Origin of the sequence: Bacillus sp. FSL W8-0640 (assembly GCF_038007725.1) — a bacterium.
GTDB lineage: Bacteria > Bacillota > Bacilli > Bacillales > Bacillaceae_G > Bacillus_A > Bacillus_A cereus.
Genome location: NZ_JBBOXT010000001.1, coordinates 3,732,068 through 3,754,412, shown reverse-complemented (window position 1 = coordinate 3,754,412; position 22,345 = coordinate 3,732,068). Strand labels below are relative to the sequence as shown.

The window sequence follows — 22,345 nt, the reverse complement described above, 5'->3', positions numbered from 1 at the left end:
TTCACCTAGTTTTTTTGGTCAATATTTAATATAATATTTGAGGGGAGGTGAATGGAATGGCAGATGTTTTAGAGCGCGTAACAAAAATCATCGTTGATCGTTTAGGAGTAGAAGAGACTGAGGTAGTACCAGCTGCAAGCTTCAAGGAAGATTTAGGAGCAGACTCCCTAGATGTAGTAGAACTTGTAATGCAATTAGAAGATGAATTCGAAATGGAAATTTCTGATGAAGATGCTGAAAAGATTGCTACTGTTGGCGATGCTGTGACTTACATAGAGAGTCATCTATAATGCTTAAGTGAAGTCCCGTTTTTTAGCGGGGCTTTCTGGCTTATATCTGGAGGGACCTATGCCGTACCGAAAATATAGAGAAAAAAAATACGAAACAAAATATCGTGAAGCATTTAAAGTGTTTCAAGAAAAGATAGGTATTACGTTTACAGATGAAAAATTATTGATTCAAGCATTTACGCATTCATCGTATGTGAATGAGCATCGAAAAAAACCGCATGAAGATAATGAGCGTCTTGAATTTCTTGGAGATGCAGTATTGGAACTGACTGTATCACAGTATCTGTTTCAAAAATATCCGACAATGAGCGAAGGAGAGTTAACAAAACTACGTGCAGCTATTGTATGTGAGCCATCTCTTGTTCGTTTTGCGAACGAATTGTCATTTGGCAGTCTTGTTTTATTAGGAAAAGGTGAAGAAATGACAGGTGGACGTGAACGACCAGCTTTATTAGCGGATGTCTTTGAAGCGTTTATTGGTGCCCTTTATCTTGATCAAGGGCTAGAAACAGTTTGGGAATTCTTAAAAGAAATTGTATATCCGAAAATTAATGAGGGTGCTTTTTCTCATGTGATGGATTATAAGAGTCAGTTGCAAGAATTGATTCAGCGTGATGGCAGTGGCAATGTTGAGTATCAAATTTTGCAAGAAAAAGGACCAGCTCACAATCGAGAATTTGTGTCACGTGTTACGTTAAATAACGTAGCTTTAGGTCTTGGTAGTGGTAAGTCGAAAAAAGAAGCAGAGCAACAAGCTGCTGCAGAAGCATTGAAAAAATTAAAAGAACAACTATAAGGAATCCCCCTTTGAATGAGGGGGATTCCTTATGCATAGAATGAAACTTTCTTTTTGTTTATAAAGAAAAAGAAGGTAAATCCGTATAATACTTGTTTTTATATAGAGAACATTTATAACGACGGAGAATAGGAGGAAGGCCTTTCGTGTTTTTAAAAAGATTAGAAATAGCAGGGTTTAAGTCTTTTGCTGAGCGTGTATCTGTTGATTTTGTCCCAGGTGTAACTTCTGTAGTAGGACCTAATGGAAGCGGGAAAAGTAATATTACTGATGCAATTCGCTGGGTACTTGGTGAACAATCTGCAAAATCATTACGTGGTGCAAAGATGGAGGATATTATTTTTGCAGGCAGTGATACGAGGAGAGCGGTTAATGTTGCTGAAGTAACATTAACTTTAAATAATGAAGATCAACGTTTACCAATTGAATACAATGAGGTGTGTGTAACACGTCGTGTATCTCGTTCAGGTGATAGTGATTTTTATATTAATAAACAATCATGTAGATTGAAAGATATTATCGATTTATTTATGGACTCTGGTATGGGAAGAGAAGCTTTTTCAATTATTAGCCAGGGGAAAGTGGAAGAGATTTTAAGTAGTAAGTCAGAAGAGCGTCGAGGTGTATTTGAAGAAGCGGCAGGCGTACTAAAATACAAACTTCGCAAAAAGAAAGCTGAAGGGAAACTAGCAGAAACACAAGAAAACTTAAATCGTGTACAAGATATAATTCATGAATTAAGTAGTCAAGTAGAACCTTTAGAAAGACAAGCTTCTATTGCGAAAGATTATCTTGAGAATAAAGAAGAATTAGAGAAAGTAGAAGCTGCGCTTATTGTTCATGAAATTGAAGAATTGCATGAGAAATGGGAAGCGCTTCGAAATCAGTTTGGGCATAATAAAAACGAAGAAGCTAAAATGTCAACGAATTTACAAAAAAGTGAAGAAGAGCTTGAGGAATTACGAGGACAATTACAAGCGGTAGACGAGTCTGTAGACTCGTTGCAAGAAGTACTTCTTCTTTCTAGTAAAGAGCTAGAAAAACTAGAAGGGCAGCGTGAGTTGTTAAAAGAAAGAAAGCAAAATGCTACGACGCATTGTGCGCAACTTGAGCAGTTAATTGTTGAATTAACTGAGAAAGCTAAAAGTTACGATGGTGAGATTGAGTCAAGTACAGAATCTTTAATGCAATTTGTGAATGAAGTAAAAGAGTTGGAGCAAAAATTGCATGATAATGAGCAACTGCTTGCTACTTTTGCTGACAATTTAGAGGAACAGATTGAGAATTTAAAAGGTGACTATATTGAGCTTTTAAATCAACAAGCTAGTCATCGTAATGAATTATCTATGATTGAAGAACAATCGAAACAGCAAACGTCTAAAAACGAGCGTCTAGATGAAGAGAATGCGAAATATGTAGAAATGCGTATGGAAATTACAGCGAAAAAGACGAAACTTGTAGAAAGTTACGAACAAGCGAAAGAAAAAGTAGCTGGCATTCTCTCAAATATACAGAAGACAGAGGCGGCGCTTGGGAAATGTAAGACGCAGTATAGTGAAAATGAAACAAAACTGTATCAAGCATATCAATTTGTGCAACAGGCACGTTCTCGAAAAGAAATGCTTGAAGAGATGCAAGAAGATTATTCTGGATTCTATCAAGGTGTACGTGAAGTATTGAAAGCTAGAGAAAATAGGTTGCAAGGTATCGAGGGTGCTGTTGCGGAACTGTTAACGGTACCGAAAGAATACGAAGTTGCAATGGAAATCGCTCTAGGTGCAGCGATGCAGCATATTGTTGTACAAACAGAGGAACATGCTCGTAATGCGATTGCATTTCTAAAGCAAAATAAACATGGACGTGCAACGTTTTTACCGCAAGCTGTTATTAAAAGCAGATCGTTATCATTTGAGCAATTACGCATTGCAAATCAACACCCATCGTTTGTAGGTGTGGCGGCAGAACTTGTGCAGTACAACAATAAATATGAAAATGTAGTTTCAAATTTATTAGGTACTGTTATTGTTGCGAAAGATTTACGTGGAGCAAATGAGTTGGCGAAACAACTGCAATACCGTTATCGCATTGTAACAATCGAAGGTGACGTAGTGAATCCTGGCGGTTCTATGACTGGTGGGGCGGTAAAGCAAGCGAAATCTTCTTTATTAGGACGCCAACGTGAACTGGAAGAGTGGACTCGCAAGTTAACTGATATGGAAGAAAAAACAACGAAGTTAGAAAACTTTGTTAAAGCAGTAAAACAAGAGATTCAAGAAAAAGAAGTGAAAATACGCGAACTAAGGCAAACTGTAGAAGCAGATCGTGTAGATGAGCAGAAATTAAGAGAAGAGATTAATCGTTTAGAATTAGAAGAACATCGTATTAATGATCGGTTGTCTATTTATGATTTAGAGATTGAAGGGTTTTTACAAGATCGAGTAAAAATGCAAGGGCGTAAAGAGGAGTTAGAAGGGGTTTTAACGAATCTTCAAGCTGAAATCACTAAGTTAGATAGTAAAATTGTAGCTTTAACAAAACAAAAAAGTGAGCAACATTCTTCGAAAGAAAAAGTTCAAAAAGAAATGACTGAGTTAAAAGTGCTGGCAGCTGAAAAGCAACAACGCTTATCTAATCAAAAAGAAAAAGTTGAACGATTGACGAAGGAAAAAGAAGAAACGGATGCGACACTTGTAAAAACGAAAGAGGATTTAGCGTTCTTAAAACAAGAAATGACATCTAATTCAAGTGGTGAAGAGCAAATTACGAATATGATTGAGAAGAAAGCATATGATCGTAATCAAACTTCAGAATTAATTCGCTCTCGTCGTGAACAACGTGTATCGTTGCAAGAGAGAGTAGAACATTTAGAGCGCAATTTGAAAGAAACGACAGGTAAACATAAATATGTTCTTGAAATGTTGAAAGATCAAGAAGTGAGAATAAATCGACTGGATGTAGAGTTGGAAAATAGATTACAACATTTACGTGAAACATATACGATTTCATTTGAAGCGGCAAAACTAAAATATACAATGACAATGCCTGCAGAAGATGCGCGTAAGAAAGTAAAATTAATCAAATTATCCATAGAAGAGTTAGGTACAGTGAACCTAGGGGCAATTGATGAATATGAACGTGTAGCGGAGCGTCATACATTCTTACTAGAGCAGAGAGACGACTTAGAAGAAGCGAAAGCGACATTGCACCAGCTTATTACCGAAATGGATGAAGAAATGAAAAAACGCTTTTCTACTACGTTTGAAGGCATTAGAATGGAGTTTCAATCGGTATTCTCTGAATTATTTGGAGGCGGTAGAGCGGATTTAGTAATGACTAATCCAGAGGATTTACTAAATACGGGTATTGATATTGTAGCACAACCGCCAGGGAAGAAACTGCAGAACTTAGGTTTACTTTCAGGTGGAGAGCGTGCTTTAACAGCAATTGCGCTTTTATTTGGTATTTTAAAAGTACGCCCAGTACCGTTCTGTGTACTAGATGAGGTAGAGGCAGCCCTTGATGAGGCGAATGTAGCTCGTTTTGCACAGTATTTAAAGAAATTCAGTGATGAGACGCAGTTTATTGTAATTACACATAGAAAAGGTACAATGGAAGAGTCTGATGTGTTGTACGGTGTAACAATGCAAGAATCGGGGGTATCTAAACTTGTTTCGGTTCGTTTAGACGCCGGAGAAGAACTTATTGCAAGTGAATAGGAAGGATGGGAAAGTATGAGTTTTTTTAAAAAACTAAAAGAAAAAATTTCAAAACAAACGGATACAGTTACAGAGAAATTTAAACAAGGATTAGAAAAAACGAGAAATTCATTTGCGGATAAAGTGAATGATTTAGTGTATCGTTACCGTAAAGTGGACGAAGATTTCTTCGAAGAGTTAGAAGAAATTTTAATCGGTGCAGACGTTGGCGTTGCGACGGTAATGGAATTAATTGACCAATTGAAAGAAGAAGTACAACGTCGTAACATTCAAGATCCAAAAGAAGTACAAGCTGTTATTTCAGAAAAACTAGTAGGAATTTACAAAGGTGACAGCGATTTTAGTAACGAAATTAATATGCAAGAGGACCAATTAACGGTCGTTTTATTTGTTGGTGTTAATGGTGTAGGAAAAACGACGACAATTGGTAAACTGGCGCATAAGTTTAAATCAGAAGGTAAGTCAGTCCTATTGGCGGCAGGAGACACATTCCGTGCTGGAGCGATTGAACAATTAGAAGTATGGGGCGATCGCGTTGGTGTAGAAGTGATTAAACAAGGATCTGGATCTGATCCAGCGGCGGTTATGTATGACGCTGTACAAGCAGCGAAAGCACGTAAGGTAGATGTATTACTATGTGACACAGCAGGACGCTTGCAAAATAAAGTGAACTTAATGAAAGAGTTAGAGAAGGTGAAGCGTGTAATTGAGCGTGAAGTACCAGGTGCTCCTCATGAAGTATTGCTTGTTATTGATGCAACAACAGGACAAAACGGTTTAAGCCAAGCGAAAACATTCCGTGAAGCAACGAATGTAACTGGTATTGTTTTAACGAAGTTAGATGGAACTGCTAAAGGTGGTATTGTATTAGCGATTCGTAACGAAATGGATGTACCGGTGAAGTTTGTTGGATTAGGAGAGCAAATGGATGACTTGCAGCAGTTTGATCCAGAACAATATGTGTATGGTTTATTTGCGAACTTAGTAGAAACAGAAGAAGTATAAGCGAAAGAAGCGGTATTTCCGCTTCTTTTTCTATAAAAAATATATGATGTTAAGAAAAAAACTTGACACTCTTTTGGACTACATGTAAACTAATTCATGTAAAGGGAAATCACTTAACAAAGGATGATCCAACATGCTCGAAAAAACAACGAGAATGAACTATTTATTTGATTTTTATCAATCGTTGTTAACGCAAAAACAAAGAAGTTATATGTCGCTTTATTATCTAGATGATTTATCTCTTGGTGAAATTGCGGAAGAATTTGATGTAAGTCGCCAAGCCGTGTATGATAACATTAAACGGACTGAAGCGATGCTTGAAGAATATGAAGAAAAATTAGTATTACTTCAAAAGTTTCAAGAGCGACAGCGACTTGTTGCAAAGCTAAAACAGCTAATCAGCGAAGAAGAGCATGTGAATGAAGAAATGAAACAAGTTGTTGAAGCTATCGAAAAATTAGATTAGGAGGGCGGCAATATGGCATTTGAAGGATTAGCCGACCGACTTCAACAGACAATGCAAAAAATCCGCGGCAAAGGAAAAGTTTCTGAAGCCGATGTGAAAGAAATGATGAGAGAAGTTCGTCTAGCTCTTTTAGAAGCGGATGTTAACTTTAAAGTAGTAAAAGATTTTGTGAAGCGTGTGTCTGAACGTGCTGTCGGACAAGATGTAATGAAAAGTTTGACACCTGGACAACAAGTAATTAAAGTTGTACAGGAAGAACTTACAGAACTTATGGGCGGAGAGCAAAGCAAAATTGCTGTTGCTAATAAGCCACCGACTGTTATTATGATGGTTGGTCTGCAAGGTGCGGGTAAAACAACGACGACAGGTAAGCTTGCGAATTTGCTTCGTAAAAAGCATAATCGTAAACCGATGCTTGTTGCAGCGGATATTTACCGTCCAGCAGCGATTAAACAGCTTGAAACATTAGGGAAGCAATTGGACATGCCTGTATTTTCTTTAGGAGATCAAGTAAGTCCTGTTGAAATTGCGAAACAAGCGATTGCAAAAGCAAAAGAAGATCATCACGATTATGTTTTAATCGATACAGCGGGTCGCCTGCATATTGATGAAGAATTAATGGATGAATTAGCGAAAGTGAAAGAAGTTGCGAAACCGGATGAAATTTTCCTTGTTGTCGATGCGATGACGGGGCAAGACGCGGTAAATGTTGCACAAAGTTTCCATGAACAGTTAGGTTTAACAGGTGTTGTATTAACGAAATTAGATGGTGATACGCGCGGTGGTGCTGCATTATCTATTAAGGCTGTAACAAACACGCCGATTAAATTTGCTGGTATGGGTGAAAAACTAGATGCAATTGAAGCGTTCCATCCAGAGCGTATGGCATCCCGTATTTTAGGGATGGGCGATGTCTTAACGTTAATTGAAAAAGCGCAAGCTACAGTTGATGAAGAGAAAGCAAAAGAACTTGAGCAAAAAATGCGTACGCTTTCGTTTACGCTTGACGATTTCCTAGAACAACTTGGACAAGTGCGCCAACTTGGGCCGCTTGATGAATTGTTAGGAATGCTTCCTGGTGCAAATAAAATTAAAGGGCTGAAAAATGCGCAAGTTGATGAAAAACAAATTGGGCATATTGAGGCAATTATTCGTTCTATGACTAAATTAGAACGAGAACAACCGGAAATAATCAATGCTAGTCGCAAAAAGCGCATTGCCAAAGGTAGCGGTACAACTGTACAAGAAATCAATCGTCTAATTAAGCAATTCGATGACATGAAAAAAATGATGAAGACGATGACGGGAATGCAAAAAGGTAAGAAAAAAGGACTAGGTGGATTGAAGTTTCCATTCATGTAAGGAAAAAAAGATGGCTCTGTTAAGAAAAAATACTTTACAAAGCAATAGTCTTTTTGCTAATATAATTATCTGTGTGAAATAAATTCGGAGGTGCTTTATAAATGGCAGTTAAAATTCGTTTAAAACGTATGGGAGCTAAAAAAACTCCTTTCTATCGTGTAGTTGTTGCAGATTCTCGTTCTCCTCGTGACGGACGTTTCATTGAGGAAATCGGAACTTACAATCCAGTTGCTCAACCAGCTGAAGTTAAGATCAACGAAGAAGCAGCATTAAAATGGTTAGGAAATGGTGCTAAACCATCTGATACAGTTCGTAACTTATTCTCTAACCAAGGTATCATGGAGAAATTCCACTTATCTAAACAAGGTAAGTAATTGAGGCAATGACTATGAAGAAGTTAGTCGAGACGATTGTCAAGCCTCTTGTCGATTATCCTGAAGATGTAAAAGTTACACAGGAACTTTGCAACGGAGAGATAAAGTATCGATTAACTGTACATCCTGAGGATGTTGGAAAAGTCATTGGAAAGCAAGGGAGAGTTGCGAAAGCGATTCGAATGCTCTTGTATTCAGTGGGACATCATAATGATGAAAAAGTAACACTGGAAATTCAATAAACGTAAAAAGGGCGAGGAGTTATTCCTCTCCCTTTTTTAACATTTAAATAGAGATTGCATGTTCCATCTGCGAAATGGAGATGCTTAATTTATATAGAAACCAGGGGTGACATACTATTTATGACAAAATGGTTTAACGTAGGGAAAATTGTAAATACTCATGGCGTAAGAGGAGAAATCCGTGTTATTTCTCGTACTGATTTTCCAGAAGAGCGATATAAAGTAGGAAACACGCTATACATATCGAATGAGAAAGGCACAGACTATCTTCCGGTGAAGGTAACTTCTCATCGCCAACATAAGACATTCGATTTATTAACATTTGAAGGATATAACAATGTAGATGAAGTAGAGAAGTTTAAAGGTTCTTTAATAAAAGTACCAGAAGAGCAGTTAGGCGAACTTGCTGAAGGTGAATACTACTATCATGAAATTATTGGTTGCAGTGTTGTAACGGAAGAAGGAGAAGCGCTAGGGACAATCAAAGAGATTCTATCTCCTGGTGCAAATGATGTTTGGGTAATTAAACGCCCGAAGGGTCAAGATCTCTTAATTCCTTATATCGATGATGTTGTACTTCAAGTTAATATTGAAAATAAATTAGTAACCATTCATGTAATGGAAGGGCTGCTATAATGAAAATTGATATTTTAACGTTGTTCCCAGACATGTTTACCGGTGTATTTGGATCTTCTATATTAAAGAAGGCGCAAGAAAAAGAAGCGGTAAACCTTCGTGTTGTTAACTTTCGTGATTATACAACAAGTAAGCATAATAGCGTAGACGATTATCCTTACGGCGGAGGAGCTGGTATGGTGCTTACTCCTCAGCCTATTTTTGATGCTGTAGAAGATTTGACGAAAGAGACAGAGCGTAAGCCGAGAGTTGTCTTAATGTGTCCGCAGGGCGAAAGATTTACGCAGAAGAAAGCGGAAGAGCTTGCAGGGGAAGAACATTTAATCTTCGTATGTGGGCATTATGAAGGATATGACGAACGAATTCGTGAGCATCTCGTAACGGATGAGATTTCTATTGGTGACTATGTATTAACGGGCGGAGAATTAGCCTCTATGGTTATTACTGATAGTGTGGTACGTCTCTTGCCAGGTGTGCTAGGAAATCATGCTTCACAAGTAGAGGATTCGTTTAGTACAGGTTTATTAGAGCATCCTCATTATACACGTCCAGCTGATTTTCGTGGTATGAAGGTACCGGATGTATTAATGTCAGGGAATCATAAAAACATTGATGAATGGCGACATAAGGAATCTTTGCGCCGAACGTATACGCGTAGACCTGATTTATTAGATGAGAGAGAGCTATCTAAACAAGAGAAAAAATGGCTTGAGGAAATAAAGCGAGAGCAGTAATAACTTCATATATTTGCTATTGCAACAGGCCTAGTAATATGCTATTATAACATTTGTGCTACTGAAATCAGTAGCCGTATTAACGATGTTCCGCTGTAATTTATTAAGACTTTATAAGAGCATCTGTTTAAAGGAGAGAATTTAATATGCAACAATTAATCGCAGAAATTACAAAAGGCCAATTAAAAACTGACCTTCCTTCATTCCGTCCTGGTGACACTTTACGTGTACACGTAAAAGTTGTTGAGGGAACTCGTGAAAGAATTCAGCTTTTCGAAGGTGTTGTAATTAAACGTCGTGGTGGCGGAATCAGTGAAACATTCACAGTTCGTAAGATTTCTTACGGTGTAGGTGTTGAGCGTACATTCCCAGTTCACACGCCAAGAATCGCGAAAATCGAAGTACTTCGCCGTGGTAAAGTACGTCGTGCTAAGTTATACTACTTACGTAACCTTCGCGGTAAAAAAGCACGTATTAAAGAAATTCGATAAGACATGTATGGGAGCTTGTAAATGCACAAGCTCCCTTTTTCCAATCTATATGAAATTTTGGTATAATACGAGCAGTTTACATAACCGTGGAGGGGAAATGCATGAAAAAAGAGAAGAGTTCACTTTGGGAATGGATTAAAGCAATTTTGATTGCTGTTGTATTAGCTGGTGTTATTAGACAGTTTTTCTTTGCGCCAATTCTCGTAGACGGGGTATCGATGGCACCTACTTTACATGATCGTGATCGAATGATTGTGAATAAAATTGGTTATCACATTGGAGATCCAAAACGCTTTGATATTATCGTATTTCGAGCAACAGAAGATAAAGATTACATTAAGCGCATTATAGGCCTGCCAGGCGATGAAATAGAGTATCGTAATGATAAACTGTATGTTAACGGAAAGGCTTATGAGGAGCCGTATTTAGACAAGCAGAAAAAGCAAATTGCTGACGGACCGCTTACATATGATTTTAATCTTGAAGAAATGACAGGCAAGAAAACCGTTCCAAAAGATCAATTATTTGTTTTAGGTGATAATCGTCGTTTTAGTAAAGATAGCCGTTCAATCGGTACGATTTCAATGGATCAAGTAATTGGTAAAGCTAATATGTTATATTGGCCGTTAGAAGACGCACGTATTGTGAAATAAATGAAAAAGAAGGTGGCAACATGGTAATTCAATGGTTTCCAGGGCATATGGCGAAGGCTAGACGCCAAGTAACGGAGAAATTAAAATTAATTGATGTTGTAATTGAACTTGTAGATGCTCGATTACCATTATCATCTCGAAACCCAATGATTGATGAAATCATTACACATAAGCCAAGGCTTGTTGTTTTAAATAAAGCGGATATGGCAGATGATCGTTTAACAAAACAATGGATCGCATATTTTAAAGAAAAAGGCCATATGGCAATTTCAATTAACGCGCAAGCTGGACAAGGTATGAAGGAAATTGCAGCAGCTTGTAAAGTGCTTGTTAAAGAAAAATTTGATAAAATGGTTGCAAAAGGTATTAGACCGAGAGCGATTCGTGCATTAATTGTAGGTATACCAAATGTTGGTAAATCTACATTGATTAATAAATTGGCAAAGAAAAATATTGCTAAAACAGGAGATCGTCCAGGTGTGACAACAGCTCAACAATGGATTAAAGTTGGGAAGGAAATGGAATTGTTAGATACACCAGGTATTCTGTGGCCTAAATTTGAAGATCAATTAGTGGGTCTTCGCTTAGCGACAACGGGTGCAATTAAAGATTCAATTTTAAATTTACAAGATGTAGCTGTTTACGCATTACGTTTTATGGAGAAACATTATCCAGAACGCTTGAAAGAACGCTATAATTTAAATGAGATTCCAGAAGATATTGTGGAATTATTCGATGCAATTGGAAAAAATAGAGGCTGCTTAATGGGCGGCGGAATGATTGATTATGATAAGACATCTGAGCTTGTGCTTCGTGAGCTTCGTGGTGGCAAACTTGGAAAAATGACGTTTGAAACACCGGAAGAGTTTGCAGAGCAAGTAGAAGATGTGGAAAAAATAGAAGAAGTATAAGACGTGCGTTTGTGCGTCTTTTCTTTTTGGATATGTTTAAAAAGGAGCTTGTATAAATGCAAACTATGACGATAAAAGAAGCAGAAAATGTATTGAAAGAAATTATGAATGAAGAAGATGATCGCTTTCAACTGTTAATGAAAGATGATCGAAAAGGTGTTCAAAAGCTCGTTTTGAAGTGGTATAAACAAAAAGAGTTAGAACAGAAAGAAAAAGAGAAGTTTTTTGAAATGTCCAAGTATGAAAATGCTTTGCGTGAAAAAGGGGTCACATATATCGCGGGTATTGATGAAGTAGGGCGCGGGCCATTGGCTGGGCCTGTTGTAACGGCAGCTGTCGTTCTTCCTGAGGATTTTTATATTCCAGGGTTAAATGACTCGAAAAAGTTGAGTGAAGCGAAACGTGAGCGTTTTTATGATGAAATAAAAGTACAAGCAATTGCAATTGGAGTAGGAATTGTATCACCGCAAGTTATTGATGACATTAATATTTACCAAGCAACGAAACAAGCGATGTTAGATGCAGTTGCAAATTTATCTTGTACACCCCAACATTTATTAATTGATGCGATGAAGCTTCCTACACCAATTCCGCAAACATCAATTATTAAAGGTGATGCGAAAAGTGTTTCGATTTCAGCGGCATCCATTATCGCAAAAGTAACGAGAGATCGTATGATGAAAGAACTGGGAGAGAAGTATCCTGAATATGGATTTGAGCAACATATGGGATATGGCACAAAGCAACATTTAGAGGCAATTCAAGTGCATGGAGTATTAGATGAACACCGAAAGTCATTCGCGCCAATTAAAGATATGATTCAAAAATAAGCTGTAAATATACAGCTTATTTTTTTATTTTGGCATATAAACATTACTATTTCCGAAAAAGAATAAAGCGATTTCAGTTTTCTGACACTTTATTGTAGACAGCGTGCCAATCATCTTATACAATGGCAATGTAATGTTTTTTAAACATTAAAAAACTTTTCGAGTAAAACAGGAAAACAGGGGAGGATGGGACCATGAATATCCATGAGTACCAAGGTAAGGCAGTCCTTAGAAGCTATGGGGTTAGCGTTCCGAACGGGAAGGTTGCATTTACAGTAGAAGAAGCTGTAGAAGCGGCGAAAGAATTAGGAACAGATGTATGTGTAGTGAAAGCACAAATTCACGCTGGTGGACGCGGCAAAGCTGGCGGAGTAAAAGTTGCAAAAAATTTAGATGAAGTTCGTACATATGCAGAAAGCATTTTAGGAACTACGCTTGTGACACATCAAACAGGTCCTGAAGGTAAGGAAGTAAAACGCTTACTTATCGAAGAAGGTTGCGATATTAAAAAAGAATATTATGTAGGTCTAGTTTTAGATCGTGCAACTTCTCAAGTTGTTTTAATGGCGTCTGAAGAAGGCGGAACAGAAATTGAAGAAGTAGCAGAAAAAACACCTGAAAAAATCTTTAAAGAATATATTGATCCAGCAGTAGGCTTACAAGGTTTCCAAGCGCGCCGAATCGCATTTAACATCAATATTCCAAAAGAGCTTGTAGGACAAGCTGTGAAGTTTATGATGGGCTTATACCGTGCGTTTATCGAAAAAGATTGCTCTATCGCTGAGATTAACCCACTTGTTACAACAGGTGAAGGTAAAGTTATGGCATTAGATGCAAAATTAAACTTTGATTCTAATGCATTATATCGCCATAAAGACATTTTAGAGCTTCGTGATCTTGATGAAGAGGATTCAAAAGAAATTGAAGCTTCAAAATACGACTTAAACTACATTCCTTTAGATGGAAATATCGGTTGTATGGTTAATGGTGCAGGTTTAGCGATGGCTACAATGGATATCATTAAACATTACCACGGTGACCCAGCTAACTTCTTAGATGTTGGTGGCGGTGCAACTGCAGAAAAAGTTACAGAAGCATTCAAAATTATCCTTTCTGACAAAAATGTAAAAGGTATCTTTGTTAACATTTTTGGTGGCATTATGAAGTGTGATGTTATTGCAGAAGGTGTTATTGAAGCAACGAAACAAGTAGGTCTTGAGTTACCTTTAGTTGTACGTCTTGAAGGTACAAACGTAGAACTAGGTAAGAAAATTTTAAATGAGTCTGGCTTAAATATTGTTGCAGCAGAATCTATGGCAGACGGTGCACAAAAAATTGTTTCACTAGTGGGCTAATAGAAAGCGGGGGAGAAAAATGAGCGTATTAGTTAATAAAGATACAAAAGTTATTGTTCAAGGTATTACAGGTTCTCAAGGTTTATTCCATACAAAACAAATGATTGAATACGGTACGAAAATTGTCGGTGGTGTAACACCAGGTAAGGGCGGCACTGATATTGAAGGTGTACCAGTATTTGATACAGTAGAAGATGCAGTGAAAGCAACAGGCGCAAACGCTTCAGTTGTATACGTTCCACCCGCTTTTGCGGCAGATGCAATTATGGAAGCTGTTGATGCAGAAATTGATTTAGTAGTATGTATTACTGAAGGGATTCCTGTATTAGATATGGTAAACGTAAAGAGATATATGGCGGGTAAACATACACGTTTACTTGGACCAAACTGCCCAGGTGTAATCACACCGGATGAATGTAAGATTGGTATTATGCCAGGATATATTCATAAAAAAGGTCATGTTGGTATCGTATCTCGCTCTGGTACATTAACGTATGAAGCTGTACATCAGTTAACACAAGAAGGTATTGGCCAATCTACTGCTGTAGGTATCGGCGGAGACCCTGTTAACGGTACAGACTTTATTGATGCTTTAAAAGCATTTAATGAAGATGAAGAAACACATGCTGTAATTATGATTGGTGAAATCGGCGGTACAGCAGAAGAAGAGGCAGCTGAATGGGTAAAAGCTAATATGACAAAACCTGTTGTAGGCTTCATTGGTGGTCAAACAGCGCCTGCTGGCAAACGTATGGGCCATGCTGGTGCAATCATTTCTGGCGGTAAAGGAACTGCTGCTGAAAAGATTAAAACAATGGAAGCTTGTGGCATTAAAGTAGCTGAAACTCCAGCAGTTATGGGAGAAACGCTAATCTCTGTTTTAAAAGAAAAAGGTTTATTTGAGACTTGTAAAAACTATTAATCTGTTGAAAGACACCTTCTTACTTGAGGGTGTCTTTTTAGACTTTTTCTGTTTACATAATAAAAATTATGGGTAAGGAGAATCAAGATGAAAAGAGAGAGATTATTACATCTTCATTACTTGCTAGCAGATTATTGGAAAGCGATGGAGAGGCTACTATATGTCGATCCAGAATTAGAGAACATATATAATTTTAACGAAAAACAAATGGAACACTACACTGGAATATCCTCGAAAAAATCTTCAGAACTAGTAAAATTTCTTCAAAGTTCAAATCTTCCGCAATATATATCTTATTTAGAGAAAAATCGTATTTTTTATATAACGATATGGGATGAAAATTATCCGCAATTATTACGTGAAATACAAGACCCTCCCTTCGTTTTATATGGAAAAGGAGAGAAAGATTTCCTGAATAAAGTAAATAAATTAGCAGTTGTTGGAACGAGAGAACCATCATTATATGGTCATGAGAGTTTGAAGTTTATTTTACACCCTTTATTAGAAAGAGAGTGGCTTATTGTCAGTGGGTTTGCAAAAGGGATAGATACAATGTCTCATGAGATTACAGTAAGGCATCATTGCCCGACTATTGCGATATTAGGGCATGGATTGTCTTTTATGTATCCGAAAGAAAATAGACCTTTATATGAAATGTGGAAGGAATATATATTGTTATTGACAGAGTATCCGCCGCACTATGCACCGAAAAAATGGTATTTTCCAAAAAGAAACCGGATTATTAGTGGTATAAGTAAAGGTGTTTTAGTTGTAGAAGCGAAATCGAGAAGTGGAACACTTATTACTGCGGACCTTGCGTTAGAGCAAAGTAGAGAGGTATTTGCGCTTCCTGGACCTATATTTATAGAGGGGGCATCGGGAACGAATCATCTTATTCAGCAAGGAGCAAAACTAGTAAGAAATGCAGAAGATATCTTGGAAGAGATTTTAAATTAACCTTATATTTTTATGTTTTTATTAAACAATTATTGACAAATGGTAGATTGGCACTGTATGGTATATTCATTCTTGATTGACAAAAACAAGAGAAATCAATAAGATTAATGAAGACTTGAATCCACCTCTTAAGGAGGCACTAGCATGTCAGATTACCTCGTAATCGTGGAGTCGCCTTCTAAGGCGAAGACCATTGAGAAATATTTAGGGAAAAAATACAAAGTTGTCGCGTCTATGGGACATGTTCGCGATTTGCCAAAAAGTCAAATGGGGATAGAAGTAAAGAACAACTTCACCCCGAAGTATATTACCATTCGTGGTAAAGGTCCCGTCTTAAAAGATTTAAAATCAGCGGCCAAAAAAGCAAAGAAAGTCTATCTCGCGGCCGATCCAGACCGTGAAGGGGAAGCGATTGCTTGGCATTTAGCGAATACGTTAAATGTGGACGTTGAATCAGATTGTCGGGTTGTGTTTAATGAGATTACGAAAGATGCGATCAAAGAATCATTTAAACATCCTCGTGCAATTAATATGGATTTAGTGGATGCACAACAAGCAAGACGTATACTTGATCGTCTTGTTGGTTACAATATTAGTCCTTTATTATGGAAGAAAGTAAAAAAAGGATTAAGTGCAGGACGTGTACAATCTGTAGCAGTTCGTTTAATCATCGAGCGTGAAAGGGAAATTCAAAACTTTGAACCTGAAGAATTCTGGACAATTAAAACAGAATTTGTAAAAGGAAAAGACACATTTGAAGCAAGCTTTTACGGTGTAGATGGTGAAAAAGTTCAATTAACAAATGAAACGCAAGTGAATGAAATAATTGAACAGATGAAAGACAATGCGTTTTCAGTTGAAAATGTAACGCGCAAAGAGCGAAAACGTAACCCTGCATTACCGTTTACAACATCTTCCTTGCAACAAGAAGCAGCCCGTAAGTTAAACATGCGAGCAAAGAAAACAATGATGCTTGCACAGCAATTGTATGAAGGGATAGATCTTGGAAAACAAGGAACTGTAGGTCTTATTACGTATATGAGAACTGATTCAACACGTATCTCAGAAACAGCTCAAACAGAGGCTCGTACTTACATCACTGAAGCGTATGGTACGGAATACATAGGAACAGAAAAGAAGAAAGAAACGAAAAAGTCAAATGCACAAGATGCGCATGAGGCAATTCGTCCTACTTCGGTAATGAGAAAGCCAGAGGAACTAAAAAGTTTCTTAGGTCGTGATCAACTTCGATTATATAAATTGATTTGGGAGCGATTTGTTGCAAGTCAAATGGCGTCTGCTATAATGGATACTGTGACAGCGAGACTCATTAATAACAATGTTCAGTTCCGTGCAAGTGGATCGGTTGTAAAGTTCCCGGGATTTATGAAAGTGTATGTAGAGTCAAAAGATGATGGTGCTGAAGAAAAGGATAAGATGTTGCCGCCTTTAGAAGTAGGGGAAACTGTATTTTCAAAGGATTTAGAACCAAAGCAACATTTTACACAACCTCCTCCGCGCTATACAGAGGCTCGCCTAGTAAGAACACTTGAAGAACTTGGAATTGGAAGACCGTCGACATATGTACCTACACTTGAAACGATTCAAAAGCGTGGGTATGTAGGCTTGGATAATAAACGCTTCGTTCCGACTGAACTTGGTGAAATAGTAATTGAACTTATTTTAGAGTTTTTCCCAGAAATTATTAACATTGAATTTACTGCCAATATGGAGCAAAGCCTTGATGAAGTAGAAGAAGGAAATGCGAATTGGGTAAAAATTGTTGATGATTTCTACGTAGGTTTTGAACCGCGTTTAGAAAAAGCGGAAAAAGAAATGCGTGAAGTGGAAATTAAAGATGAACCAGCTGGGGAAGATTGTGAATTATGTAATCACCCAATGGTCTTTAAAATGGGTAAATACGGGAAATTTATGGCTTGCTCGAATTTCCCAGATTGTCGTAATACAAAGCCGATTGTGAAAGAAATCGGTGTTACTTGTCCAAAGTGTGATAAGGGTCAAATTATTGAACGCCGTAGTAATAAAAAGAAACGTCTTTTCTATGGGTGCGGTACGTATCCGGAATGCGACTTTGTATCTTGGGATAAGCCAATTGGTCGTAAGTGTCCGAAGTGCGAAGGCATGCTTGTAGAGAAAAAGTTGAAAAAAGGCGTGCAAGTACAATGTATTTCGTGCGATTATGAAGAAGAACAACAAATGTGAGCGTAACTGCTCACATTTTTTTCGGGAAGAAAAGGAAAGGTGATATAAATGACAACACAAGTAGTAAACGTCATTGGCGCAGGTCTTGCAGGAAGTGAAGCAGCTTATCAAATTGCAAAACGTGGTGTCCAAGTTAGATTATATGAAATGAGACCGGTAAGGCAAACGCCAGCTCATCACACAGATAAATTCGCTGAATTAGTATGTAGTAACTCACTTCGTGCAAACACTTTAACAAATGCAGTTGGAGTTATTAAAGAGGAAATGCGCTTAATGGATTCTGTAATTATTCGTGCGGCGGATGAGTGCTCTGTACCAGCTGGAGGCGCTTTAGCTGTAGACCGTCATGAGTTCGCAGCTAAAGTAACAGAATACGTAAAGAACCATCCAAATGTAACTGTAATGAATGAAGAAATTACAGATATTCCAGAGGGACCGACAATTATTGCTACAGGTCCATTAACATCTCCTGATCTTTCTGCAAAATTGAAAGAATTAACAGGAGAAGATTATTTCTACTTCTATGATGCTGCAGCCCCAATCGTAGAAAAAGACAGCATTGACATGAATAAAGTATATTTAAAATCGCGTTATGACAAAGGTGAAGCTGCATATTTAAATTGCCCAATGACAGAAGAAGAGTTTGATCGTTTTTATGAGGCTCTAATTGCTGCTGAGACAGTGCCTTTAAAAGAGTTTGAAAAAGAAATTTTCTTTGAAGGTTGTATGCCAGTAGAGGTTATGGCAAGTAGAGGGAGACAGACGTTAGTATTTGGACCTATGAAACCTGTTGGATTGGAAGATCCAAAAACAGGGAAAACGCCATATGCTGTTGTTCAGTTACGTCAAGATGATGCAGCGGGAACTTTATACAATATCGTAGGTTTCCAAACACATTTAAAGTGGGGACCGCAAAAAGAAGTGTTACAGTTAATTCCAGGATTAGAAAATGCAGAGATTGTACGTTATGGTGTAATGCATCGTAATACGTTTATTAATTCACCTAATTTGCTTCGTCCAACATATCAATATAAACAACGGGATGATTTATTCTTCGCTGGTCAAATGACTGGAGTAGAGGGATATGTTGAATCGGCAGCATCAGGATTATTAGCAGGAATTAATGCTGCGCGTCTTGTGCAAGGTGAAGAGCCAGTTGTATTACCGCCAGTAACTGCGATGGGTAGCATGGCAAATTACATTACGGCAACGAACGCTAAAAACTTCCAACCGATGAATGCGAACTTCGGTCTATTTGCACCGTTAGAGAAGAAGATTAAAAAGAAAGCAGAACGAAATGAAGCGTACGCAGCACGCGCTTTAGAAACGATTCGAAATTTTGTAAATATTTAGTTAAATTTCTTGCAAAGGCTACTAAGTTGTGATACGATTTAGTAGCCTTTATTGAGGTGAGTTGTGTGAATGTGAAGAAATTGTTACAATTATTCGTTGGATATTTACAAATTGAAAGAAATTATTCAAAATATACAATTGCAAGTTATCAAAATGATTTAGAACATTTTGTGCAATTTATGGAACGAGAAGGCATATCCTCTTTTTTAGACGTTACATACGCGGATGTTCGTTTGTACTTAACGACGTTGTACGATGAGAAGTTAGCCCGTAAATCTGTCGCAAGAAAAGTATCAAGCTTACGAAGTTTATATCGTTTTTTGATGCGTGAAGGTTATCGAAAGGATAATCCGTTTGCACTTGCGTCACTCCCCAAAAAAGAATTGTCAATCCCAAAGTTTTTATATGCTGAAGAGTTAGAGGAATTATTTGAAGTTTCTGACACAGAAACACCATTAGGTCAAAGGAATCAAGCTTTGTTAGAGTTGATGTATGCGACTGGGATCCGTGTGAGTGAATGTGTCAATTTACAACTTACCGATATTGACTTTGCGGTGGGAACAATTTTAGTAATGGGAAAAGGAAAAAAACAAAGGTATATTCCGTTCGGAAGCTATGCGCAAGATTCTTTAATTACTTATATAGAGAATGGGAGAAAACAGTTAGTTAATAAGACTGACGAAGACTCTCATATGGTATTTTTAAATGCGAAAGGTAAACCGCTAACAAGTCGTGGAGTTCGTTATGTTTTAAATGAACTCATTAAAAAGGCTTCGCTGACAATGCGGATAAGTCCCCATATGTTAAGGCATACATTTGCTACACATATGCTAGATGAAGGGGCGGATTTACGTACTGTACAGGAGTTATTAGGCCATGAAAATTTGTCGACGACACAAATTTATACGCATGTCTCTAAAGAAAGATTGCGTTCTGTTTACATGAAGCATCACCCGCGGGCATAAATTGCTTTAAAAGCTATAAAAACAAATAAAGGAGTTTTTTCTATGGGAAATTTCCACGCTACAACGATATTTGCAGTTCATCATAATGGAGAATGTGCAATGGCTGGAGATGGCCAAGTGACAATGGGAAATGCTGTTGTAATGAAACATACAGCTCGTAAAGTTCGTAAACTTTTCCAAGGTAAAATTTTGGCTGGTTTCGCAGGATCAGTTGCTGACGCATTTACTCTTTTTGAAATGTTTGAAGGGAAATTAGAAGAGTATAATGGCAACTTGCAGCGTGCTGCTGTTGAAATGGCCAAACAATGGCGTGGCGATAAAATGTTACGTCAGCTAGAAGCAATGCTCATTGTCATGGATAAAACAACTATGCTCCTTGTTTCAGGTACAGGAGAAGTAATTGAACCGGATGATGGTATTTTAGCAATTGGATCTGGTGGGAATTATGCACTTTCTGCAGGTCGTGCTTTAAAGCAATATGCAAGTGAACACTTAACAGCGAAGCAAATTGCGAAAGCGAGTTTAGAGATTGCTGGCGATATTTGTGTTTATACGAATCACAACATAATTGTTGAAGAATTGTAGAATCGTAAGGGAGGCATTTTATATGCATTTACATTTTACTCCGCGCCAAATTGTGGAAAAATTAGATCAATACATCATCGGTCAAAAAGACGCAAAGAAAGCGGTTGCTGTAGCGTTGAGAAATCGATATCGTCGCAGTAAATTAGCTGAAAATTTACGTGACGAAATTGCACCTAAAAATATCTTAATGATTGGACCGACAGGTGTTGGGAAAACAGAGGTAGCACGACGAATGGCGAAACTCGTTGGAGCACCTTTTATTAAGGTTGAGGCTACAAAATTCACAGAAGTTGGATATGTGGGTAGAGATGTAGAGTCGATGGTACGTGACCTAGTGGAAACATCGGTTCGTATCGTAAAAGAAGAAATGGTAGTGAAAGTTCAAGATAAAGCCGAAGAGCAAGCGAATCAACGTCTTGTTGAAATTTTAGTGCCGAGTCCAGAGAAACAATCTGGATTCAAAAATCCATTAGAGATGCTTTTTGGAGGCACTCAAAATTCGAATCAAACGTCTGATACACAAGAAGATGTTGAAATCGAAAAGAAGCGTCAAGATGTGGAGAGAAAGCTTGCTGCAGGGCTTCTTGAAGACGAAATTGTATCGATTGAAGTGACTGAACAACAGTCTTCCATGTTTGATATGTTACAAGGAACTGGCATGGAGCAAATGGGAATGAATTTCCAAGATGCGCTAGGAAGTTTTATGCCGAAAAAAACGAAAAAACGTAAACTTTCTGTAAAAGAAGCAAGAAAACTCTTGACAAATGAAGAGGCACAGCGCTTAATTGATATGGATGAAGTTACACAAGAGGCTGTTTATCGTGCTGAACAGCTCGGGATTATTTTTATCGATGAAATTGACAAAATTGCTGGTAAGCAGTCGAATAGCGTAGATGTATCACGTGAAGGTGTGCAACGTGACATTTTGCCGATTGTAGAAGGGTCGAATGTTGCGACAAAATACGGATCAGTAAAAACGGATTATATTTTATTCGTTGCAGCTGGAGCGTTCCATATGTCTAAACCGTCGGATTTAATTCCGGAATTGCAAGGGAGATTTCCGATTCGAGTAGAATTAACAAAATTATCGACAGACGATTTTGTTAAAATACTAATCGAGCCTGACAATGCGTTAATTAAACAATATATGGCATTATTAGCGACTGAAGGTATAGAAATTGAATTTTCAGACGAAGCTATTCGTAAGATTGCTGAGATTGCTTATCAAGTTAATCAGGATACAGATAATATTGGAGCAAGAAGACTTCATACGATTATGGAGAAGCTCCTTGAAGATTTATCGTTTGAAGCATCTGAAATTACGTTAGAGAAAATAACGATAACACCTCAATACGTTGAGGAGAAATTAGCAACAATTGCTAAAAATAAAGATGTGAGCCAGTTTATTTTGTAATAGTGTCATCAGGTGACTCGCCCTAGTTTCCAAGTGATGAAAAAATATGTGAGTAACATGTAGGA

22 protein-coding genes are annotated in these 22,345 nt (G+C 37.6%); all 22 read left to right on the top strand.

What is annotated here, in order from left to right; genetic code table 11:
• Positions 1-56: 56 nt before the first annotated feature.
• The 22 genes from acpP to hslU all read left to right on the top strand — a co-directional run bounded on the left by acpP (position 57) and on the right by hslU (position 22,280).
• Positions 57-290: an acyl carrier protein gene (gene acpP, locus N2V80_RS19245; RefSeq protein WP_000786062.1), complete on the top strand. Its 234-nt coding sequence runs from the start codon at positions 57-59 to the stop codon at positions 288-290.
• A 58-nt stretch (positions 291-348) separates the two neighbouring features.
• The gene (gene rncS / locus N2V80_RS19240) at positions 349-1,086 is read left to right on the top strand and encodes a ribonuclease III (RefSeq protein WP_001146875.1); all 738 of its coding nucleotides are present in this window, start codon (positions 349-351) and stop codon (positions 1,084-1,086) included.
• Positions 1,087-1,232: 146 nt separating this feature from the next.
• Positions 1,233-4,802, top strand: coding sequence for a chromosome segregation protein SMC (gene smc / locus N2V80_RS19235; RefSeq protein WP_061654417.1), 3,570 nt, complete (start codon positions 1,233-1,235; stop codon positions 4,800-4,802).
• A gap of 15 nt (positions 4,803-4,817) precedes the next feature.
• Positions 4,818-5,807 carry a signal recognition particle-docking protein FtsY gene (gene ftsY, locus N2V80_RS19230; protein ID WP_000007655.1) on the top strand — a complete coding sequence of 330 codons (990 nt, stop codon included), beginning with the start codon at positions 4,818-4,820 and terminating at the stop codon, positions 5,805-5,807.
• Positions 5,808-5,940: 133 nt separating this feature from the next.
• Positions 5,941-6,273, top strand: coding sequence for a putative DNA-binding protein (locus N2V80_RS19225; RefSeq protein WP_000891062.1), 333 nt, complete (start codon positions 5,941-5,943; stop codon positions 6,271-6,273).
• 12 nt (positions 6,274-6,285) lie between these two features.
• Positions 6,286-7,635 (top strand): signal recognition particle protein, encoded by a 1,350-nt coding sequence (gene ffh, locus N2V80_RS19220; protein ID WP_000863460.1) that lies wholly within the window; start codon positions 6,286-6,288, stop codon positions 7,633-7,635.
• 101 nt (positions 7,636-7,736) lie between these two features.
• Positions 7,737-8,009 carry a 30S ribosomal protein S16 gene (rpsP, locus tag N2V80_RS19215; protein WP_000268750.1) on the top strand — a complete coding sequence of 91 codons (273 nt, stop codon included), beginning with the start codon at positions 7,737-7,739 and terminating at the stop codon, positions 8,007-8,009.
• A gap of 14 nt (positions 8,010-8,023) precedes the next feature.
• Positions 8,024-8,251 (top strand): KH domain-containing protein, encoded by a 228-nt coding sequence (locus tag N2V80_RS19210; protein ID WP_000737401.1) that lies wholly within the window; start codon positions 8,024-8,026, stop codon positions 8,249-8,251.
• Between the two features lie 120 nt (positions 8,252-8,371).
• The gene (gene rimM / locus N2V80_RS19205; protein ID WP_000170278.1) at positions 8,372-8,887 is read left to right on the top strand and encodes a ribosome maturation factor RimM; all 516 of its coding nucleotides are present in this window, start codon (positions 8,372-8,374) and stop codon (positions 8,885-8,887) included.
• A complete protein-coding gene (gene trmD, locus N2V80_RS19200; RefSeq protein WP_000686903.1) occupies positions 8,887-9,621 on the top strand; it encodes a tRNA (guanosine(37)-N1)-methyltransferase TrmD in 735 nt (244 codons plus the stop codon). Before rimM ends, trmD begins: the two co-directional genes overlap by 1 nt.
• 146 nt (positions 9,622-9,767) lie before the next feature.
• Positions 9,768-10,112, top strand: coding sequence for a 50S ribosomal protein L19 (gene rplS, locus N2V80_RS19195; RefSeq protein ID WP_001186516.1), 345 nt, complete (start codon positions 9,768-9,770; stop codon positions 10,110-10,112).
• A 101-nt stretch (positions 10,113-10,213) separates the two neighbouring features.
• Entirely contained in the window at positions 10,214-10,765 is a 552-nt protein-coding gene (gene lepB / locus N2V80_RS19190; protein ID WP_000711853.1) for a signal peptidase I, read from the top strand.
• A 20-nt stretch (positions 10,766-10,785) separates the two neighbouring features.
• Positions 10,786-11,676: a ribosome biogenesis GTPase YlqF gene (gene ylqF, locus N2V80_RS19185; protein ID WP_000236702.1), complete on the top strand. Its 891-nt coding sequence runs from the start codon at positions 10,786-10,788 to the stop codon at positions 11,674-11,676.
• A 56-nt stretch (positions 11,677-11,732) separates the two neighbouring features.
• A complete protein-coding gene (locus N2V80_RS19180; RefSeq protein WP_001194266.1) occupies positions 11,733-12,506 on the top strand; it encodes a ribonuclease HII in 774 nt (257 codons plus the stop codon).
• A 194-nt stretch (positions 12,507-12,700) separates the two neighbouring features.
• Entirely contained in the window at positions 12,701-13,861 is a 1,161-nt protein-coding gene (gene sucC, locus N2V80_RS19175; protein WP_001020791.1) for an ADP-forming succinate--CoA ligase subunit beta, read from the top strand.
• Positions 13,862-13,880: 19 nt separating this feature from the next.
• On the top strand, positions 13,881-14,783 hold the full coding sequence (gene sucD, locus N2V80_RS19170) for a succinate--CoA ligase subunit alpha (RefSeq protein ID WP_000115178.1): 903 nt from the start codon (positions 13,881-13,883) through the stop codon (positions 14,781-14,783).
• A gap of 87 nt (positions 14,784-14,870) precedes the next feature.
• Entirely contained in the window at positions 14,871-15,740 is an 870-nt protein-coding gene (dprA, locus tag N2V80_RS19165; RefSeq protein WP_000818039.1) for a DNA-processing protein DprA, read from the top strand.
• A 144-nt stretch (positions 15,741-15,884) separates the two neighbouring features.
• Positions 15,885-17,963 (top strand): type I DNA topoisomerase, encoded by a 2,079-nt coding sequence (gene topA / locus N2V80_RS19160; RefSeq protein WP_001286963.1) that lies wholly within the window; start codon positions 15,885-15,887, stop codon positions 17,961-17,963.
• Positions 17,964-18,011: 48 nt separating this feature from the next.
• Positions 18,012-19,316, top strand: coding sequence for an FADH(2)-oxidizing methylenetetrahydrofolate--tRNA-(uracil(54)-C(5))-methyltransferase TrmFO (gene trmFO / locus N2V80_RS19155; protein ID WP_000213002.1), 1,305 nt, complete (start codon positions 18,012-18,014; stop codon positions 19,314-19,316).
• A 65-nt stretch (positions 19,317-19,381) separates the two neighbouring features.
• Entirely contained in the window at positions 19,382-20,281 is a 900-nt protein-coding gene (xerC, locus tag N2V80_RS19150; protein WP_061654415.1) for a tyrosine recombinase XerC, read from the top strand.
• 42 nt (positions 20,282-20,323) lie between these two features.
• The gene (gene hslV / locus N2V80_RS19145; protein WP_061654413.1) at positions 20,324-20,866 is read left to right on the top strand and encodes an ATP-dependent protease proteolytic subunit HslV; all 543 of its coding nucleotides are present in this window, start codon (positions 20,324-20,326) and stop codon (positions 20,864-20,866) included.
• Between the two features lie 22 nt (positions 20,867-20,888).
• Entirely contained in the window at positions 20,889-22,280 is a 1,392-nt protein-coding gene (gene hslU / locus N2V80_RS19140) for an ATP-dependent protease ATPase subunit HslU (protein WP_000550087.1), read from the top strand.
• Positions 22,281-22,345 lie beyond the last annotated feature (65 nt).

What these genes read in the sequence shown, in the direction of transcription:
- trmFO (WP_000213002.1), top strand. Translation starts at nt 18,012, where the DNA reads ATGACAACACAAGTAGTAAACGTCATTGGCGCAGGTCTTGCAGGAAGT.
- hslV (WP_061654413.1), top strand. Translation starts at nt 20,324, where the DNA reads ATGGGAAATTTCCACGCTACAACGATATTTGCAGTTCATCATAATGGA.
- trmD (WP_000686903.1), top strand. Translation starts at nt 8,887, where the DNA reads ATGAAAATTGATATTTTAACGTTGTTCCCAGACATGTTTACCGGTGTA.
- N2V80_RS19180 (WP_001194266.1), top strand. Translation starts at nt 11,733, where the DNA reads ATGCAAACTATGACGATAAAAGAAGCAGAAAATGTATTGAAAGAAATT.
- sucC (WP_001020791.1), top strand. Translation starts at nt 12,701, where the DNA reads ATGAATATCCATGAGTACCAAGGTAAGGCAGTCCTTAGAAGCTATGGG.
- ylqF (WP_000236702.1), top strand. Translation starts at nt 10,786, where the DNA reads ATGGTAATTCAATGGTTTCCAGGGCATATGGCGAAGGCTAGACGCCAA.
- N2V80_RS19210 (WP_000737401.1), top strand. Translation starts at nt 8,024, where the DNA reads ATGAAGAAGTTAGTCGAGACGATTGTCAAGCCTCTTGTCGATTATCCT.
- rplS (WP_001186516.1), top strand. Translation starts at nt 9,768, where the DNA reads ATGCAACAATTAATCGCAGAAATTACAAAAGGCCAATTAAAAACTGAC.
- rpsP (WP_000268750.1), top strand. Translation starts at nt 7,737, where the DNA reads ATGGCAGTTAAAATTCGTTTAAAACGTATGGGAGCTAAAAAAACTCCT.
- rncS (WP_001146875.1), top strand. Translation starts at nt 349, where the DNA reads ATGCCGTACCGAAAATATAGAGAAAAAAAATACGAAACAAAATATCGT.
- topA (WP_001286963.1), top strand. Translation starts at nt 15,885, where the DNA reads ATGTCAGATTACCTCGTAATCGTGGAGTCGCCTTCTAAGGCGAAGACC.
- rimM (WP_000170278.1), top strand. Translation starts at nt 8,372, where the DNA reads ATGACAAAATGGTTTAACGTAGGGAAAATTGTAAATACTCATGGCGTA.
- sucD (WP_000115178.1), top strand. Translation starts at nt 13,881, where the DNA reads ATGAGCGTATTAGTTAATAAAGATACAAAAGTTATTGTTCAAGGTATT.
- ffh (WP_000863460.1), top strand. Translation starts at nt 6,286, where the DNA reads ATGGCATTTGAAGGATTAGCCGACCGACTTCAACAGACAATGCAAAAA.
- acpP (WP_000786062.1), top strand. Translation starts at nt 57, where the DNA reads ATGGCAGATGTTTTAGAGCGCGTAACAAAAATCATCGTTGATCGTTTA.
- lepB (WP_000711853.1), top strand. Translation starts at nt 10,214, where the DNA reads ATGAAAAAAGAGAAGAGTTCACTTTGGGAATGGATTAAAGCAATTTTG.
- ftsY (WP_000007655.1), top strand. Translation starts at nt 4,818, where the DNA reads ATGAGTTTTTTTAAAAAACTAAAAGAAAAAATTTCAAAACAAACGGAT.
- hslU (WP_000550087.1), top strand. Translation starts at nt 20,889, where the DNA reads ATGCATTTACATTTTACTCCGCGCCAAATTGTGGAAAAATTAGATCAA.
- dprA (WP_000818039.1), top strand. Translation starts at nt 14,871, where the DNA reads ATGAAAAGAGAGAGATTATTACATCTTCATTACTTGCTAGCAGATTAT.
- N2V80_RS19225 (WP_000891062.1), top strand. Translation starts at nt 5,941, where the DNA reads ATGCTCGAAAAAACAACGAGAATGAACTATTTATTTGATTTTTATCAA.